This window comes from Halomonas sp. BN3-1, from assembly GCF_003056325.1.
Classification (GTDB): Bacteria; Pseudomonadota; Gammaproteobacteria; order Pseudomonadales; family Halomonadaceae; genus Halomonas; species Halomonas litopenaei.
This window is the reverse complement of record NZ_PYVV01000001.1, coordinates 495,965-511,500: the sequence shown is the minus strand read 5'-3', so window position 1 is coordinate 511,500 and position 15,536 is coordinate 495,965. Positions and strand designations below refer to the sequence as shown.

12 protein-coding genes are annotated in these 15,536 nt (G+C 64.3%); 5 read left to right on the top strand and 7 right to left on the bottom strand.

Features of this window, described 5'->3' with window-relative positions:
• Positions 1-142: 142 nt before the first annotated feature.
• The 6 genes from cmk to C9F12_RS02120 all read right to left on the bottom strand — a co-directional run bounded on the left by cmk (position 143) and on the right by C9F12_RS02120 (position 8,881).
• Positions 143-844, bottom strand: coding sequence for a (d)CMP kinase (gene cmk, locus C9F12_RS02145; RefSeq protein ID WP_045994816.1), 702 nt, complete (start codon positions 842-844; stop codon positions 143-145).
• Entirely contained in the window at positions 841-3,144 is a 2,304-nt protein-coding gene (locus tag C9F12_RS02140; protein WP_108447811.1) for a bifunctional prephenate dehydrogenase/3-phosphoshikimate 1-carboxyvinyltransferase, read from the bottom strand. Before C9F12_RS02140 ends, cmk begins: the two co-directional genes overlap by 4 nt.
• 17 nt (positions 3,145-3,161) lie before the next feature.
• Entirely contained in the window at positions 3,162-4,256 is a 1,095-nt protein-coding gene (gene pheA / locus C9F12_RS02135; protein ID WP_045994814.1) for a prephenate dehydratase, read from the bottom strand.
• Between the two features lie 102 nt (positions 4,257-4,358).
• Positions 4,359-5,462 (bottom strand): 3-phosphoserine/phosphohydroxythreonine transaminase, encoded by a 1,104-nt coding sequence (gene serC, locus C9F12_RS02130; protein WP_108447985.1) that lies wholly within the window; start codon positions 5,460-5,462, stop codon positions 4,359-4,361.
• Between the two features lie 103 nt (positions 5,463-5,565).
• Entirely contained in the window at positions 5,566-8,319 is a 2,754-nt protein-coding gene (gyrA, locus tag C9F12_RS02125; RefSeq protein ID WP_108447810.1) for a DNA gyrase subunit A, read from the bottom strand.
• Between the two features lie 142 nt (positions 8,320-8,461).
• A complete protein-coding gene (locus C9F12_RS02120; protein ID WP_108133793.1) occupies positions 8,462-8,881 on the bottom strand; it encodes a thioesterase family protein in 420 nt (139 codons plus the stop codon).
• 208 nt (positions 8,882-9,089) lie between these two features.
• On the opposite strand from C9F12_RS02120, the gene C9F12_RS02115 reads away from it, so the two are divergent.
• Genes C9F12_RS02115 through C9F12_RS02095 form a run of 5 tightly spaced genes read left to right on the top strand, consistent with a single transcriptional unit; the run spans position 9,090 to position 15,075 of the window.
• Positions 9,090-10,040 (top strand): recombination-associated protein RdgC, encoded by a 951-nt coding sequence (locus tag C9F12_RS02115; RefSeq protein WP_045994811.1) that lies wholly within the window; start codon positions 9,090-9,092, stop codon positions 10,038-10,040.
• Positions 10,037-11,206: a 1-acyl-sn-glycerol-3-phosphate acyltransferase gene (locus tag C9F12_RS02110; RefSeq protein ID WP_045994810.1), complete on the top strand. Its 1,170-nt coding sequence runs from the start codon at positions 10,037-10,039 to the stop codon at positions 11,204-11,206. Before C9F12_RS02115 ends, C9F12_RS02110 begins: the two co-directional genes overlap by 4 nt.
• On the top strand, positions 11,203-12,378 hold the full coding sequence (locus C9F12_RS02105) for a cation diffusion facilitator family transporter (RefSeq protein ID WP_108133790.1): 1,176 nt from the start codon (positions 11,203-11,205) through the stop codon (positions 12,376-12,378). Before C9F12_RS02110 ends, C9F12_RS02105 begins: the two co-directional genes overlap by 4 nt.
• 24 nt (positions 12,379-12,402) lie before the next feature.
• Entirely contained in the window at positions 12,403-13,113 is a 711-nt protein-coding gene (locus tag C9F12_RS02100) for a transglutaminase-like cysteine peptidase (RefSeq protein WP_108447809.1), read from the top strand.
• Positions 13,114-13,146: 33 nt separating this feature from the next.
• On the top strand, positions 13,147-15,075 hold the full coding sequence (locus C9F12_RS02095; protein ID WP_108447808.1) for a LapD/MoxY N-terminal periplasmic domain-containing protein: 1,929 nt from the start codon (positions 13,147-13,149) through the stop codon (positions 15,073-15,075).
• A 103-nt stretch (positions 15,076-15,178) separates the two neighbouring features.
• On the opposite strand, the gene C9F12_RS02090 is transcribed toward C9F12_RS02095, so the two are convergent.
• A complete protein-coding gene (locus tag C9F12_RS02090; protein WP_108133787.1) occupies positions 15,179-15,508 on the bottom strand; it encodes a tryptophan synthase subunit beta like protein in 330 nt (109 codons plus the stop codon).
• Between the last annotated feature and the right edge of the window lie 28 nt (positions 15,509-15,536).

The following is a 15,536-nucleotide window of genomic DNA, read 5'->3' as shown; positions in this document are numbered from 1 at the left end:
GGCCGCTTCTCCGCACCACCAGCAAGTGCGGGCCATATTCAAAAACCCCCGGGGATGTTGGCACTGGTTGGACCTGACCGAGTTTTCCGTTTCCTGTACTCGGGCACGTCGTGACATCTGGCCGGGGACGCCGCAAGGGAGCTCAGGTGCCGGACAAGAGCCCCTTTCGGGACAACAGTTCGGACAGCCGATCAACCACTTCCGGTATGCTCAGGCGGGTCGTGTCGAGCTCGATGGCATCATCGGCCGGCACCAACGGCGCCACGCTACGCTGCGTATCGCGGTCGTCGCGCGCCTGAATCTCCTTCAAAAGACTCGATAGACTAGCATCCACCCCGGCCTCCCGCAACTGCAGGTGACGCCGGCGCGCCCTTTCCTCGGCGCTGGCGGTCAGAAATATCTTCAAGGGCGCATCGACGAACACCACGGTGCCCATGTCACGGCCATCGGCGACCAGGCCAGGCGCCTGGCGGAAGTCCCGCTGACGCTCGAGCAGCGCCTGGCGCACCGCCGGCAGCGCCGCCACCAGAGAGGCACTGTTACCCACCTGCTCGGTGCGGATCTCGCGAGTCACGTCACGCCCTTCGAGCTCGACCACCGCCTCGCCATTCTCGGCGCGAAAGACCACATCGAGGGCCGAGGCCAGCGCCGCCAGCGCCGGCTCATCGTCCAGCGCGATGCCCTTGCCGATAGCCGACAGCGCGGTCAGTCGGTAGAGGCTGCCGCTATCCAGCAGATGCCAGCCCAGTCGCTCGGCAATCAGCCGGCTGATGGTGCCCTTGCCGGCGCCGCCGGGGCCATCGATGGTCAGCACAGGGGCCGAATGCTCGTCATGATCGCTCATGCCTGCTCCTCGCGTACCTCTTCGAGTTCAAGGCCAACACCTCGTGCCAGCTCCACAAAGCCGGGGAAGGACGTGGCCACGTTGGCGCAGTCGTTGACCTCGATCGGGCTTGATGCGCGCAGGGCCGCGATGGTGAAGGCCATGGCGATGCGATGATCCTCATGACTGTCCACGCGCCCGCCGCCATAGTTGGCGCCATCGCCGCCCTTGCCGACGATGTCGATGCCATCGTCATAAAGGGTGTTGTCGATACCCAGCACGCTCATGCCGTCGGCCATGGACTGCAGGCGATCGGACTCCTTGACCCGGAGCTCCTCGGCGCCGCGCAGTCGCGTGGTGCCTTCGGCGTTGGCCGCGGCAATGAACAGCGCCGGGAACTCGTCGATGGCCAGCGGTACCTGGTCCTCGGGAATGTCGATGCCCTTCAGCGGCCGATAGCGGATATGCAGGTCGGCGACCGGCTCCCCCCCTACCTCTCGCTCGTTCTCGAGGCGCAGATCCGCCCCCATGGCGGTCAGGATATTGATCACCCCGATCCGGGTGGGATTGATGCCGACGTGCTCCAGTACCAGATCCGACCCCGGGGTGATGGCCGCCGCCACCAGGAAGAAGGTCGCCGAGGAGATATCCGAGGGCACATCGATCGGACCAGCGGCCAGCTTGCCGCCGCCCTGCAGCCAGCAGGTATCGCCCTCGCGCTCGACGGCGTAGCCAAAGCCATTGAGCATGCGCTCGGTGTGATCGCGGGTCGGCGCAGGTTCACGCACTCGGGTCTCACCCTCGGCAAACATCCCCGCCAGCAGCAGACAGGACTTCACCTGGGCGCTGGCCATGGGCATGTCGTAGTGGATGCCCTTCAGCGCCTGGCCGCCCTTGATCCTGAGCGGAGGACGCCCGCCTTCGGCGGTGTCGATCACCGCCCCCATCTGGCGCAGCGGATCGGCCACCCGCCCCATGGGACGACGTGTCAGCGAGGTATCACCGGTCAATTCGGTGTCGAAGGCCTGCCCCGCCAGCAGCCCCGCAAACAGCCGCATGGCGGTGCCGGCATTGCCGACGTAGAGCGGACCTGCCGGCTTCTTCAGGCCGTGCATGCCGACCCCATGGATGGTCACGCGGCCCTGGTGCGGGCCCTCGATGGCCACGCCCATCTCGCGGAAAGCCTGGAGCGTGGCGAGGCTGTCCTCGCCCTCGAGGAATCCGGACACCTCGGTAACGCCCTCGGACAGCGCGCCGAGCATGATCGAGCGATGGGAAATCGACTTGTCGCCGGGGACCCGGATGCGACCGGTGACACTTCCGCCCGGGGCCACCCGGTAGCGCAGCATGGCTGATTCTTGCATCTGATATTCCGCCTGATAGCTGGTCTGATTCAACAGAGTATCGAAATAGTGGCGCGCATGACTGGCGCGGTCGAAGGTGGCCAGCAGACCATCGCCATCACCACGGTTCACCGCGTCCCTGAGTCTGGCCAGACCTGACTCGAAGTCATCCAGAGCTTCGAGCACGGCGCCCCGGTTGGCCTGAAAGATGTCTCGCCACATCACCGGATCACTACCGGCGATGCGGGTGAAGTCGCGAAAGCCGCCGGCGGCGTAGCGGAAGATCTCGAGCCGCTCATCCTGGCGCGCCAGGGTATCCACCAGCGAGAAAGCCAGCAGATGCGGCAGATGGCTGGTGCGCGCCAGCACCTGATCGTGGCGAGCCACGTCCATCTCCAGCACCTCGGCACCGGTCAACTGCCACAGGGCCCGCACACGCTCAAGCGCATCGGGGTCGGTAGCGCAGGTCGGCGTCAGGATCACCTTGTGGGCCTGGTACAGCTCCGGATTGGCCGCCGCCACGCCGCTCTTTTCCGACCCGGCAATGGGATGCCCCAGCACAAAGCGCGCGGGAAGCTCACCGAAGGCCTCGATGGCGGCCGCCTCGATCGCTGCCTTGGTGCTGCCGACGTCGGTGATCACCAGATCGCCGGCAGCGCGGCCACGCAACGCGCCTAGCTCGCCCATGACCTGGCCCATGGCCAGCACCGGTACCGCCAGCACCACCAGGGTAGCATCCTCGATGACCTCGGAGAGTTGTGTCGAACCTGCGTCGATCAACCCCATGCGACGTCCGCACTCAAGCTCCTTCGGGTCTGGGTCACAGGCCAGGATGAGACTGTCATCCCCCTGCCCCACCCCCGCCTTGCGCAAGGCGGCGGCCAGCGACCCTCCGATCAAGCCAAGTCCAACGATGACGATGCGCGAAGCCCGCGGCAAGGATGTAGATACTTCGCCACGCGTTGCGACTTCCTGCATTCCTTCTTCCTGCATTACTACAGGACCCCCTGGGGGTAGGAACCCAGCACCTTGACCTCGGAGACACGCAGGCGCACCTCCTCGAGCAGCGCCGACACCCGCGGCTCCTCGACGTGGCCACAGAAGTCGATGAAGAACACATAGTTCCAGGCACCGGTGCGCGAGGGTCGCGTCTCCAGACGCGTCAGGTCGATCTGGTGGCGGTGGAACGGCTCGAGCAGGTCGTGCAACGCACCCGGCTGGTTGCGGGTCGCCACCACCAGCGACGTCTTGTCGACCCCGGACATGGGCACGTCCTGGTTGCCGATGATCAGGAAGCGCGTGGAGTTGTCCGGGCGATCCTCGATCTTCTCCGCCACGTGGCTAAGGCCATAGAGCTTGGCCGCCATGTCGCCGGCGATGGCCGCACTGTGCCACTCGCTCTTGACCAGCCTGGCCGCCTCGGCGTTGGACGACACCGGCACCCGCTCGGCGTGGGGGAAGTGGGCATCTAGCCATTTGCGACACTGGGCGAAGGACTGAGGGTGCGAGTAGATACGCGACACCTTGTCCTTGAGGGTAGTGTCGGCCACCAGCAGATGATGGTGGATGCGCAGCACCACCTCTCCGCTGATGCGCAGCCCCGAATCGATGAAGGAATCCAGGGTATGGTTGATCACGCCTTCGGTGGAGTTCTCCACTGGCACCACGCCGTAGTTCACCGCGCCGGCCTCGACCTCACGGAAGACCTCGTCGATGGCCGCCATGGGCAGGCTGATGGCGCTGTCGCCGAAGTGCTTGAGCGCAGCCTGCTGGGTAAAGGTGCCCTCGGGGCCGAGATAGGCCACCTTGATCGGCTGTTCCAGCGCCAGGCAGGCCGACATGATCTCGCGAAACAGCCGTGCCATTTCTTCGCTGTCCAGCGGCCCCTGGTTGAGCTCCATCACCCGGCGCAGCACCTGGGCCTCGCGCTCGGGGCGATAGAACACCGCCTGGGGGTCGCTTGCGGTCTTGGTCTCCGCCACCTGGCGCGCACACTCGGCACGCTCGCTGATCAGGCGCAGGATCTCGGTGTCGATATGGTCGATGCGCTGACGCAGCGACGAGAGGTTCGGCTCTTGCGAATCACTCATGGGTTGTCTCCTTGTGACGCCCCGTGACCGGGCGTTGACGCATGGCTGGCGAAAGCTGGCCCCGCCACCTCTTTACTGGGTGCGCCAGCTCTCGCACGAACCTCAGCCGCGCCGCTTCTCGAAATCGCCCATGAACGCCACCAGGGCGTCCACCGCGGCCTCAGGCACCGCGTTATAGAGGCTTGCGCGCATACCGCCGACGCTGCGATGGCCCTTGAGATTGAGAAGCCCCGCCGCTTCCGCCTCTTCCAGGAAGGCGTTATCCAGGGCGCTGTCGGCCAGCACGAAGGGCACGTTCATCTTAGAGCGATTACGCACCGCGATGGGGTTGGAATAGAAGTCGCTGCGGTCAATGGCGTCATAAAGCTTGGCCGCCTTGCGATCATTGATCTCGGCCATCGCCTCGAGACCACCGACGTCGCGCTTGAGCCAGTCGAACACCAGGCCCGCCAGGTACCAGCTATAGGTGGCCGGCGTGTTGATCATCGACCCTGCCTCGGCCAGCTGACGATAGCTGAACAATGACGGCATCTCACTCACCGCCTGGTCGAGCAGATCATCACGCACGATCACCAGCACCAGACCGGCAGGCCCGATGTTCTTCTGGGCGCCAGCGTAGATCACACCAAAGCGCGAGACGTCCAGCGGCTCAGACAGGATGGTCGAGGAAAGATCCGCCACCACCGGCACCTCTACCCCGTCGCCGCGCCGCGCCACGGGCACAAAGTCCAGTGCCAGACCACCGATGGTCTCGTTGGGGGTCACGTGGAGGTAGGCGGCGTCGTCGGACAGCGCGATATCAGCCTGCTGCGGTGCTTCGACATGGCCATTCTCGGCGCTTGAGGCGGCAATGTGGGCGCTGCCGAACAGATGCCGCGCCTCCTTGATCGCCTTGTTGCCCCAGATACCGGTTTCGATGAAGTTGGCCCGGCCGCCGCGGCCAAGCAGGTTCATGGGCACCGCGGCAAACTGCTGGGTGGCACCACCCTGGGTGAACAGCACCCGATAGTTGTCGGGCACGGCGAGCAGTTCACGCAGGTCGGCCTCGGCGCGCTCGGCGATGGCCACGTACTCGCTGGAGCGGTGGCTCATCTCCATCACCGAGAGCCCACGGCCCTGATAGTCCAGCATCTCGCGCTGGGCGCGTTCGAGTACTGCGGTAGGCAGCGCGGCGGGGCCCGCGCAGAAATTGTAGTGGCGTGTCATGGTGTCCTGGCGATTGATCGTCAAGGGCAGGCGTCCGGCGACGCCCGCCAGTCACTATATAGGTGGGCCACGGCGTCCATCGCGGACACCGTGGCACCCCGGATCAGTCGTTATTGTCGGTGTTGCTGTCGTCGGCCGCGCTGTCGTCGCCCGGTTCGGCGCTGCCACCCTCGGCGGCGTCATCTGCCGAGTTCTCGACGGTGTCCTCACTACCTTCTTCGCCCTCGGCATCGAGCTCGTCGTCGCCTTCAAGCTCCTGGATACGCACGGTCTTGACCAGCGCCTCGGCCTCGCCGAGGCGGATCAGGGTGACGCCCTGGGTGTTGCGCGAACTGATCGAGACTTCCTCGACCCGGGTGCGCACCAGGGTGCCGCGATCGGTGATCAGCATCATCTCGTCGCTGGAACAGACCTGCATCGCCGCCACCATGGCGCCATTGCGGGCGCTGGTCTGCATCGCGATCACGCCCTGGCCGCCACGACCGCGCAGCGGGAACTCCTCGAGACGGGTACGCTTGCCGTAGCCGTTTTCGCTGCCGGTGAGGATATAGATCTGGCCGTCGTCACCGCTGGCGTCGACATCACCGGCCTCGCCACGCTCACCGCCCTCGGCGTCGGCATCGATCTCGAGGCTCTGCGGGATGATCAGGCTGATCACCTCGGCGCCATCGAGCAGCCGCATGCCGCGCACACCGCGCGCGGTACGGCCCATGGCACGGACCTGGGACTCCTCGAAGCGGATCGCCTTGCCGTTGGACGACAGCAGCATGGCGTGGTCGCTGCCGGAAGTAATGGCGGCGCCCACCAGGCGATCGCCCTCCTCCAGGTCGATGGCGATCAGGCCAACGCTGCGCGGACGCGAGAACTGCTCGAGGCTGGTGCGCTTGACCGTGCCCCGGGCGGTGGCAAAGAAGATGTAGCAGTCCGGATCATAGTCCTTGACCGGCATGATGGCGTTGATCGACTCGCCTTCTTCCAGCGGCAGCAGGTTGACCAGCGGCTTGCCACGGGACCCGCGACTGGCCGCAGGCATCTCGTAGACCTTGAGCCAGTAGACCTTGCCGCGATTGGAGAACAGCAGCACGGTGTCGTGGGTCGAGGCCACCAACAGGTGCTCGATGACATCCTCATCCTTCATCGCGGTGGCCGACTTGCCACGACCACCACGACGCTGGGCCTGATAGTCCGACAACGGCTGGGTCTTGGCGTAACCCGAGCGGGACACCGTGACCACCATGTCTTCCTCGGCGATCAGGTCCTCGATGGACAGGTCCAGGTGGCTTGCCTGAATGTCGGTACGACGCTCGTCGGCAAACTGATCGCGCACCGCGATCAGCTCTTCGCGAATCACCTCGAGCAGGCGATCGGCGGAGGCCAGAATGGCCATCAGCTCGGCGATCTTCTCGAGGATCGACAGATACTCGTCGAGCAGCTTCTCGGTCTCGAGGCCGGTCAGGCGATGCAGGCGCAGCTCGAGGATGGCCTGGGCCTGGGCCGGCGACAGACGGTACTCGCCTCCCGCCTGGTCCAGACCAAAGCCTTCTTCCAGGTCTTCGGGCTTGCACGAGGTGGCGCCGGCGCGCTCCAGCATGCCGGTGACCTGGCCGGGCTGCCAGGACTTGGCCAACAGCTTTTCCTTGGCTTCGGCAGCATTAGGCGAGGCCTTGATCAGCTCGATCACCTCGTCGATGTTGGAGATCGCCACCGCCAGGCCTTCGAGGATGTGGCCACGCTCACGCGCCTTCTTCAGCTCGAACAGGGTACGCCGGGTGACCACCTCGCGACGGTGGCGAATGAAGGCCTCGAGCACCTGCTTGAGGTTCATGGTCTTCGGTTCGCCGTCCTCCAGCGCCACCATATTGATGCCGAAGACATTCTGCAGCTGGGTCTGGGCGAACAGGTTGTTCACCACCACCTCGCCGCTCTCGCCGCGCTTGACCTCGATCACCACCCGCAGACCGTCCTTGTCGGACTCGTCGCGCAGCTCGGCGATACCCTCGATCTTCTTGTCCTTGACCAGCTCGGCGATCTTCTCGATCAGCCGCGCCTTGTTCACCTGGTAAGGCAGCTCGGTGACGATGATGTGGTCACGGCCGGACTTGTCGTCGTGTTCGATGGTGTGCTTGGCGCGAATATAGATGCGCCCGCGGCCGGTACGATAGGCCTCGAGAATGCCCGCGCGGCCGTTGATGATACCGCCGGTGGGGAAGTCGGGCCCCGGCACATGCTCCATCAGATCATCGACGCTCAGGGTGTAGTCGTCGACCAGCGCCAGGCAGGCGTTGATGATCTCGTTCATGTTGTGGGGCGGGATATTGGTCGCCATGCCCACGGCGATGCCCGAGGAGCCGTTGACCAGCAGGTTCGGCACCTTGGTCGGCAGCACGTCGGGGATCCGCTCGGTACCGTCGTAGTTGTCGACCCAGTCGACAGTATCCTTCTCGAGATCGGCCAGCAGCTCGTGGGCCAGGCGCGCCATGCGCACCTCGGTGTAACGCATGGCGGCGGCGTTGTCGCCGTCGATGGAGCCGAAGTTGCCCTGGCCATCGACCAGCACGTGGCGCATCGAGAAGTCCTGGGCCATACGCACGATGGTGTCGTACACCGCACTGTCGCCGTGGGGGTGGTACTTACCGATCACGTCACCCACCACACGGGCGGACTTCTTGTATGGCTTGTTCCAGTCGTTACCCAGCTCGTGCATCGCAAACAGCACACGCCGATGAACCGGCTTCAGGCCATCGCGCACGTCCGGCAGCGCTCGGCCGATGATCACGCTCATCGCGTAATCGAGGTACGACTGCTTCAGCTCGTCCTCGATATTGACTGGCAGAATCTCTCTGGCGATGTCACCCATGGGTCGTCAAGTCCTTTGCACAGCAACAGGTAGGCGCGTCACGCAGCCGTGACAAGGCGCACAAATACAGCGACCTAGCATACCACCCTTGGGGCCTTCCGCGCAGCGTCTGTCGTTGTGTGCGGCGCCTTGACCGCTGCCGTCATGACACCACCAGCGGCGCCAGGGCATCACGCAGCTCACCCTCGATCGCCACCGCACTGTTGCTGGCCACGTCCAGCAGCACGAAGGTCAACTCGGCGCGAGCCACCAGAGCTCCATCGCGGCGGCGCAGGATCTCGTGGCGCATCTTGGCGCTGCGCCCGCCCAGGGCCGACAGACGGGTGGAAATGTCCAGCTCGTCACCGGCCACCGCCGCCTGGCGATAGTCGATATTGAGATTGACCGCGACGAAAGCGACATCTCCCTTTCCCAGGCGAGACATCAGCGCCGGATGCTTGTCGAAATAGTCCCAGCGCCCTTCCTCCATGAACTCCAGGTAACGGGCGTGATTGACGTGGCCATAACCGTCCAGGTGGTAGCCACGAACCTTCAGCGAAGTGGTGCTGATAGCGTCTTCCATATCATTGCTCCTCATTTAAACTACTGTTTGATTCTGACCTCGAGCAGGCAAAGTGGCAACACTGTCACCAAAGAGGGACGGGCGCGGGCGACGCAGCCTGCTAGGCTTGCCGCAACCCTGTTCAATCGACCATTGCGATGGCTGGCAACTGGCACCCGAAGGGACCATTCGCCATAATGTGCCTCCTTTTTGACCCGAGAATTGCTCCATGTGGTTCAAGCACTTGCACCTCTACCGTCTGCACGACGCCAGCACCCTGGACAGCGAGCAGCTGGAGACGGCCCTCGCCGAACAGGCTTTCCGCCCGCTCGGTGGCACCGAAGCCCGCCGCATCGGCTGGACGACGCCTGCCGGACGGGGTAGCGATCGCTATCTCCACGAACTTAAGGGCCAGCGCCTGATGACCGCCCTGCGCCAGGAGCGCATCCTGCCCGCTTCGGTGGTCCGCGAAGAAGTCGACGAGCGCGTCGAGGTCATCGAGACCCAGGAAAGCCGCAAGCTACGCCGCCAGGAAAAGCAGGCAATCAAGGAGCAGGTCTACGAGGAACTGTTGCCCAGGGCCTTCGTACGCAGCCAGAAGACTGACCTCTGGTGGGATACCCGGCGAAACTTGATCGCCGTCAACAGCTCCAGCCGAAAGCGCGCCGAAGAGCTGCTGGATCTGTTGCGCGAGTCCCTGGGAAGCCTCAAGGTAACGCCGCTCTCGGCCCAGACACTGCCGATTCGCGCCATGACCACCTGGCTCAACGACGCCTCCTCGCGCCCCGCCGACATGCTGCTCGGCGACCAGGTCGAACTCAAGGCCAAGGGCGACGACGGCGTGCTCAAGGCACGTCAGGTGGACCTCGACGGCGACGACATTCAGCAACTGCTCGAAAGCGGCCGACAGGCCAGCAAGCTGGCGCTGGGCATGGAGGGGCGCCTGCGTTTCGTGCTCCACGACGACCTGGCGGTCAAGTCACTGGCCTTCGATGACGCCTTGATCGACGAAGCCAACCAGGCAGATGACGGCGACGATGCCGTGCTGCGCATGGAAACCGACTTCATTCTGATGGCCCAGACCCTGGGTGAAAGCGTCGACCGCCTGATCGACTGGCTGGGCGGCGAAGCCCAGAGTTCTTCCGTTTCGGCTACTGACCTCACTGCGACGACACCATGACTTCGACATCCGATGCCCCGCAGGATCCCTGGCACGATATTCGCCCCTATCAGGACGACGAGGTGGCGACGACCCTGACTCGCCTGGCAGAGGACCCGGAGCTGTTGAGCGCCCTGACCCGCTACCGGCTGCCGCGCCTTTCCCGCATGATGCCCCGCCTGTCACGCACGCTGGCCAGCTGGGCGATCAAGCGCGAGACCCGCGACGTCACCAGCGTGACGGCGTTTCAGCAACGCATCGCGGCCTACATGCAGCGCATGCTGAAGACCTCCACCGACGACTTTCGCGTCGATGGCCTCGATCGTCTGGACCCCGATACCGCCTACCTGTTTATCGGCAACCATCGCGATATCTCGCTGGATCCGGCCTTCGTCAACTATGCGCTGTACCTCGCCGGCCGCAACACCGTGCGCATTGCCATCGGTGACAACCTGCTCAAGAAGCCCTACGTCACCGATCTGATGCGGCTCAACAAGAGCTTCATCGTGCCGCGCAGTGCTCGCGGCAAGCGCGCCATGCTGCAGGCCTACCACAAGCTGTCGAGCTACATCCGCCACTCCATTCAGGACGACAATCACTCCATCTGGATGGCCCAGCGCGAAGGCCGGGCCAAGGACGGCATCGATCGTACCGACCCCGCGATCATCAAGATGATGACCATGGCCCACCGTGCCGACAACCGTCATGCGCCGCTCGGGGAAGGCATTGAAGCCCTGCGCCTGGTACCGGTATCGATCAGCTACGAGTACGATCCCTGCGACGTGCAGAAGGCCAGGGAGCTGAAAGCCGTCAGTGAAGACGGCAGCTACAACAAGAGCGAGTTCGAGGACATCAGCTCCATCGTCGCCGGCATCACCGGCCACAAGGGGCGTGTTCATCTGCGCTTCGGCACGCCGATCGATCGCAGCTTCGATACGCCGGAAGCGGTCGCTGCCGAGATCGACCGCCAGGTGCTGAGCGGCTATCACCTCTTCCCCAGCCACCATCTGGCGCTGGAGGCCCTGGGCAGCCATCCTGAGCTGGTAGACCTGTCCGAGGTGTCAGAGGCCGACCGCGATCGGTTCGCGCAACGGCTTTCCGAAGTCCCGGAAGACCTCAGATCCTGGTGGCTGGCCCAGTACGCCAACCCTGTCATCAACTGCGCGCGGAGCGAGCCTTCGTCGTGAGCCAGAAAAGCCAGCCGGGGCGCTCCAGACACGCCTTTGCCTGGACGGCCCAGGGCGTCACCCTGATCGGCGCCGGCGTGGACCTTGTCGTCGGCGTGCTCAAACTGGTGACCGGTGTGATCGTCGGGTCGGCCGCCCTGATTGCCGACGGCATCCACTCCTTTTCGGATATCGTCACCGACGCCTTCGTGCTGGCGGCCACCCACTACGGCCGCCAGGAACCCGACCGCGACCATCCCTACGGCCACGGCCGAATCGAGACCCTGGCGACACTGTGGCTCGGCAGTGTGCTGATCTTCGTCGCTGGTGCCATCGCCTGGTCGAGTGTCGAGCGCCTGCTCGATCGGTCTTCGAGCGCCGCACCCGGCCTCGTTGCCATCGCCGTGGCCGTGGTCTCGCTGCTGGCCAAAGAGGCGATCTACCACTACACCTTGCGCGCCGCCCGCCGCTTCGACTCACCGCTGCTCGAGGCCAACGCCTGGCACTCGCGTACCGATGCCATGTCCACCCTGGTGGTGCTGGTCGGCCTGGTGGCGGGGCAGTTCGGCGTCGGCTGGATGGACGCGGTGGCCGCCATCGTGGTCGGTCTGATGGTGGGTTGGGTCGGCGGACGGCTGATGTGGCAGTCTTCGCGGGAGCTGATCGACACCGCCCTGCCGGTCGAAGAGCAGCGTGCGATGCGCCGACTGGCGGAGTCGGTCCCGGGCGTCAAGAGCGTGCACGATCTGCGCACCCGCCAGCTCGGAAGCGACGTCGTGCTCGATCTGCATATCGTGGTCGCTCCCAGGGTCACGGTGTCCGAAGCCCACGAGATCGGTAATGCGGTCAGTCGACAACTACGCGAAGCGCACACCCGCCTGAAGGATGTCACCTTCCACATCGACCCCGAGGACGACGAAGGACAGACCGAACACAGCCTGCGCCCGGGCTTGCCGCTGCGCGAGGAGATCGAGCAACTGCTGGATGAACGCTGGTCGCATCAGCGTGCCTGGCAACACCGTACGGCGCTGAATCTGCACTATTTGGATGACCGCATCGACATTTCGTTGTACGTTGACTCTGATATCCATCATGGGGATCTCGATGACTTGGCTCATCAATTGTGCCGAGACCTCGACACCCTGCCCTGGGTAGGCCAACTGAAGCTGTGGCAAGGGCCCGGCAAGGCCTGACCTCCGCCCGGCTTGGAACTCGCCATGAGCCCAGATGCCGTCTTGTCTCGCCCGTCTCGCCGCCGTCCCCCTTCCTGGCTCGCCTGGGGGGCTGCGAGCCTGTTGGGCGCCTTCCTGGCGCTGGCACCCGCACCGGTGGACGCGACGCTCGACCATGCGCGAATGCGCGCGGCCATGAGCGCCGAGTACGGAAGTCAGGGGGTAAGAGCCCTGGACGAATGGCTCAACCTGATCGATCGCCTGAGAGGCGCCGACCTTCGTACTCAGCTGCGCGACGTCAACGACTTCTTCAATCGCAAGATGCAGTGGCTCGAGGATCGCACCATCTGGCGCCAGAGCGACTACTGGGCTACTCCCATCGAATCGCTGGGACGCGGCGCAGGCGACTGTGAAGACTACTCCATCGCCAAATACGTGACCCTCAAGGAGCTCGGCATTCCCATCAGCAAGTTGCGCATGATCTATGTGCGTGCTCGACTGGGACGTAGCCAGATCACCCAGGCCCATATGGTGCTCGGCTACTACGAGACGCCAGGCGCCGAGCCCCTGATTCTCGACAATATTGCCGCCGGCATTTCCCGTGCCAGCCTGCGCACCGATCTGGACCCGCTATTCAGCTTCAACAGCAGTGGCCTGTGGGCGGGTGGCACCACCCAATCACGGGCGGATCCCCTGGCGCGCCTGTCGCGCTGGCGAAACGCGCTGGATCGCATGCGCCAACAGGGAATCCAGTGACATCATGCCAATCCTTCATCTAGAGACGCCGCCATGTCGTTGATCAAACAACTCTGGCTCGCCATCATTGCCATCCTGCTGATTGCCCTGATCGGCAGTCTGGTGGTGGCCGTATCAGGCAGCCGCGCCTACATCGAAAAAGAAATACTGATCAAGAACGCGGACAACGCCAATGCCCTGGCGCTGAGCATGAGCCAGATGCCTGACAAGGATGAAGTGACGCTGGAGCTTTTGATCTCGGCGCAGTTCGATACTGGCCACTACCGCAAGATCCAGCTGCTCGACACCCAGGACAGACCGATCATTCGTCGCGTCTCATCAGCCCCCGAAGAGACTGGCGTACCGGGATGGTTCCGTGAGCTGGTCGCCTTCGAGGTCCCCGCCGGCACTGCGGTCATCCAGGATGGCTGGCAGCAGCTTGGCACCTTGCAGCTCGAAAGCGCACATGGCTTCGCCTACCAGTCGCTGTGGCAGAGCACCCTGCGCATGGCCGCCTGGTTCGTGGCAGCAGGTGCACTCAGCCTGCTGATTGCCTACCTGCTGGTACGCCAGATCCGCACCCCGCTGAAGACCCTGACGCGCCAGGCCAACGATATCGGCCAGCGTCGCTTCACCGTCGCCCCGCTGCCCCGCACACTGGAACTGCGCGAAGTGTCCGACGCCATGAACCGGCTGTCGGAAAGCGTGCGCGAGATGCTCCAGCGCGAGAGCGAGCAGATCGACCGGCTACGCCGCCAGTTGCTGCATGACACGGTGACCGGGGCCTTGACCCGGGAAGCCTTTATCGACCGCCTCAACTACAGCCTCGAGCAACAGGGTGAATCCAGCTACGGCGTGGTGGCGATGATCCGCGCCACCGACCTGGCCGCGCTCAACGAACGCCGCGGCCACTTGCACACCAACGGCGTGCTCAGCGACCTTTGCCAACGCCTGACCGCCATCGCCGAGGCCCATGGCGAAGGCTATGTGGGTCGCCTCAACGGCAGTGACTTCGCCCTGATGCTGTGCGGCAACGTCGACGAAAGCTGGGCCCGCGAACGGCTGGACGACAATCTGTCGACCCTGGCCGAACAGAACGCACCGGTTCTGCGGCTCCCCGCTGCCCTGGCGGTCTACCACCACGGCCAGGAGCGCACCACCCTGATGGCCGCACTGGATGGCGCCCTGTCGCTGGCCGAGAGCCGTCCTGGACAGGCGATCGAGTCCTGCCACAACGTGGAACAGGAGACGCTCTACCGTAGCCGCGCCGAGTGGCGCTCATCGCTGGTCGAAGCGATGGAGCATGGCGTGCTGCTGGGACAGTATCCGGTGCTGGATCGACGCGGACAGTTGCTGCATCACGAGGCCCCAGCACGGCTCAACATCAAGGGCGAATGGCGTCAGGCGGGTGTCTTCATGCCCTGGATCGCCCGTCTGCGCCTCCACGACAGCCTGGATATCAAGGTGATCGATGCCGCCCTCGACACCATCCATCACCACCGGCAGCCGCTGGGCATCAACCTGTCCCATGCAGCGATTACCCAGCCGAATGTCGTGATCGCCCTGCAACAACGCCTCAGCGCCCGCCCGGACTCGGCCCCCTTCCTGTGGATCGAGGTGCCGGAGTCGATCGCCCGAAGCGATCTCGAGAGCTTCCGATATCTGTGCCAGTCGCTGGCCCCCTTCGGCTGTCATCTGGGCATGGAGCACGTCGGTGCGGCCTTCCGCCAGCTGGGAGATCTGCAGGATCTTGGGCTGTCCTACATCAAGATCGACGCCACCCTGTGTCGTGGCGTGTCGGAGCGGCCGGAGCAGCAGACCATTCTCAGGGGCATGGCGACCCTGTGCCATTCGCTGGCGATCCAGGCCATCGCCGAGGGCATCGACGAGGATCGCGATATCAACACCCTGTTCGAGCTGGGCCTGGACGGTGTCACCGGCCCCGCCGTGTCCGCCAGGATGGAAACCGACAGGCACTCGTGAGCATCGATCACATGAAGGGTACACTGCAAAGGGCCACCCGAAGGTGGCCCTTTGTCTTGCCCAGGTCGACGCATGCGACTTGGGAGGTGCACATGCTCAGCGCTTAGATGAGGGGTTCGTCGTCCCCTACCAGATCCACATCATTGTAGCGACGACGCAGTGACTGGCGGTCCATGATCTTGCGGCGCGCCGCGTCAGGCAGATCGGTGAAGCTGATCACGCCCTTGTCCATCAGCAGATCAAGCACGTCCTCGAGCACCCTCACAAAGGCCAGGTCGGAGGCATGGAACTGGGACTGTTCGTTGCGCTCGTTACCGTCTGACAGGAAGAACAACAGCTCCTGATCATCCGGCGCCATGAATTCGTCGCAGGTCGCTGTAGGCTCCCGGCTGACACAGACAAGCTTTCCTTCCCCGTCACGCTGGACGTACATGTCACGTTCTCCGCAATCTTAGTTGGTC

Coding starts and splice junctions, on each gene's coding strand:
- cmk (WP_045994816.1), bottom strand. CDS start 844: ATGAGCGATCATGACGAGCATTCGGCCCCTGTGCTGACCATCGATGGC.
- serC (WP_108447985.1), bottom strand. CDS start 5,462: ATGACACGCCACTACAATTTCTGCGCGGGCCCCGCCGCGCTGCCTACC.
- C9F12_RS02090 (WP_108133787.1), bottom strand. CDS start 15,508: ATGTACGTCCAGCGTGACGGGGAAGGAAAGCTTGTCTGTGTCAGCCGG.
- C9F12_RS02115 (WP_045994811.1), top strand. CDS start 9,090: ATGTGGTTCAAGCACTTGCACCTCTACCGTCTGCACGACGCCAGCACC.
- C9F12_RS02120 (WP_108133793.1), bottom strand. CDS start 8,881: ATGGAAGACGCTATCAGCACCACTTCGCTGAAGGTTCGTGGCTACCAC.
- pheA (WP_045994814.1), bottom strand. CDS start 4,256: ATGAGTGATTCGCAAGAGCCGAACCTCTCGTCGCTGCGTCAGCGCATC.
- C9F12_RS02140 (WP_108447811.1), bottom strand. CDS start 3,144: ATGCAGGAAGTCGCAACGCGTGGCGAAGTATCTACATCCTTGCCGCGG.
- C9F12_RS02095 (WP_108447808.1), top strand. CDS start 13,147: ATGTCGTTGATCAAACAACTCTGGCTCGCCATCATTGCCATCCTGCTG.
- C9F12_RS02110 (WP_045994810.1), top strand. CDS start 10,037: ATGACTTCGACATCCGATGCCCCGCAGGATCCCTGGCACGATATTCGC.
- C9F12_RS02100 (WP_108447809.1), top strand. CDS start 12,403: ATGAGCCCAGATGCCGTCTTGTCTCGCCCGTCTCGCCGCCGTCCCCCT.
- gyrA (WP_108447810.1), bottom strand. CDS start 8,319: ATGGGTGACATCGCCAGAGAGATTCTGCCAGTCAATATCGAGGACGAG.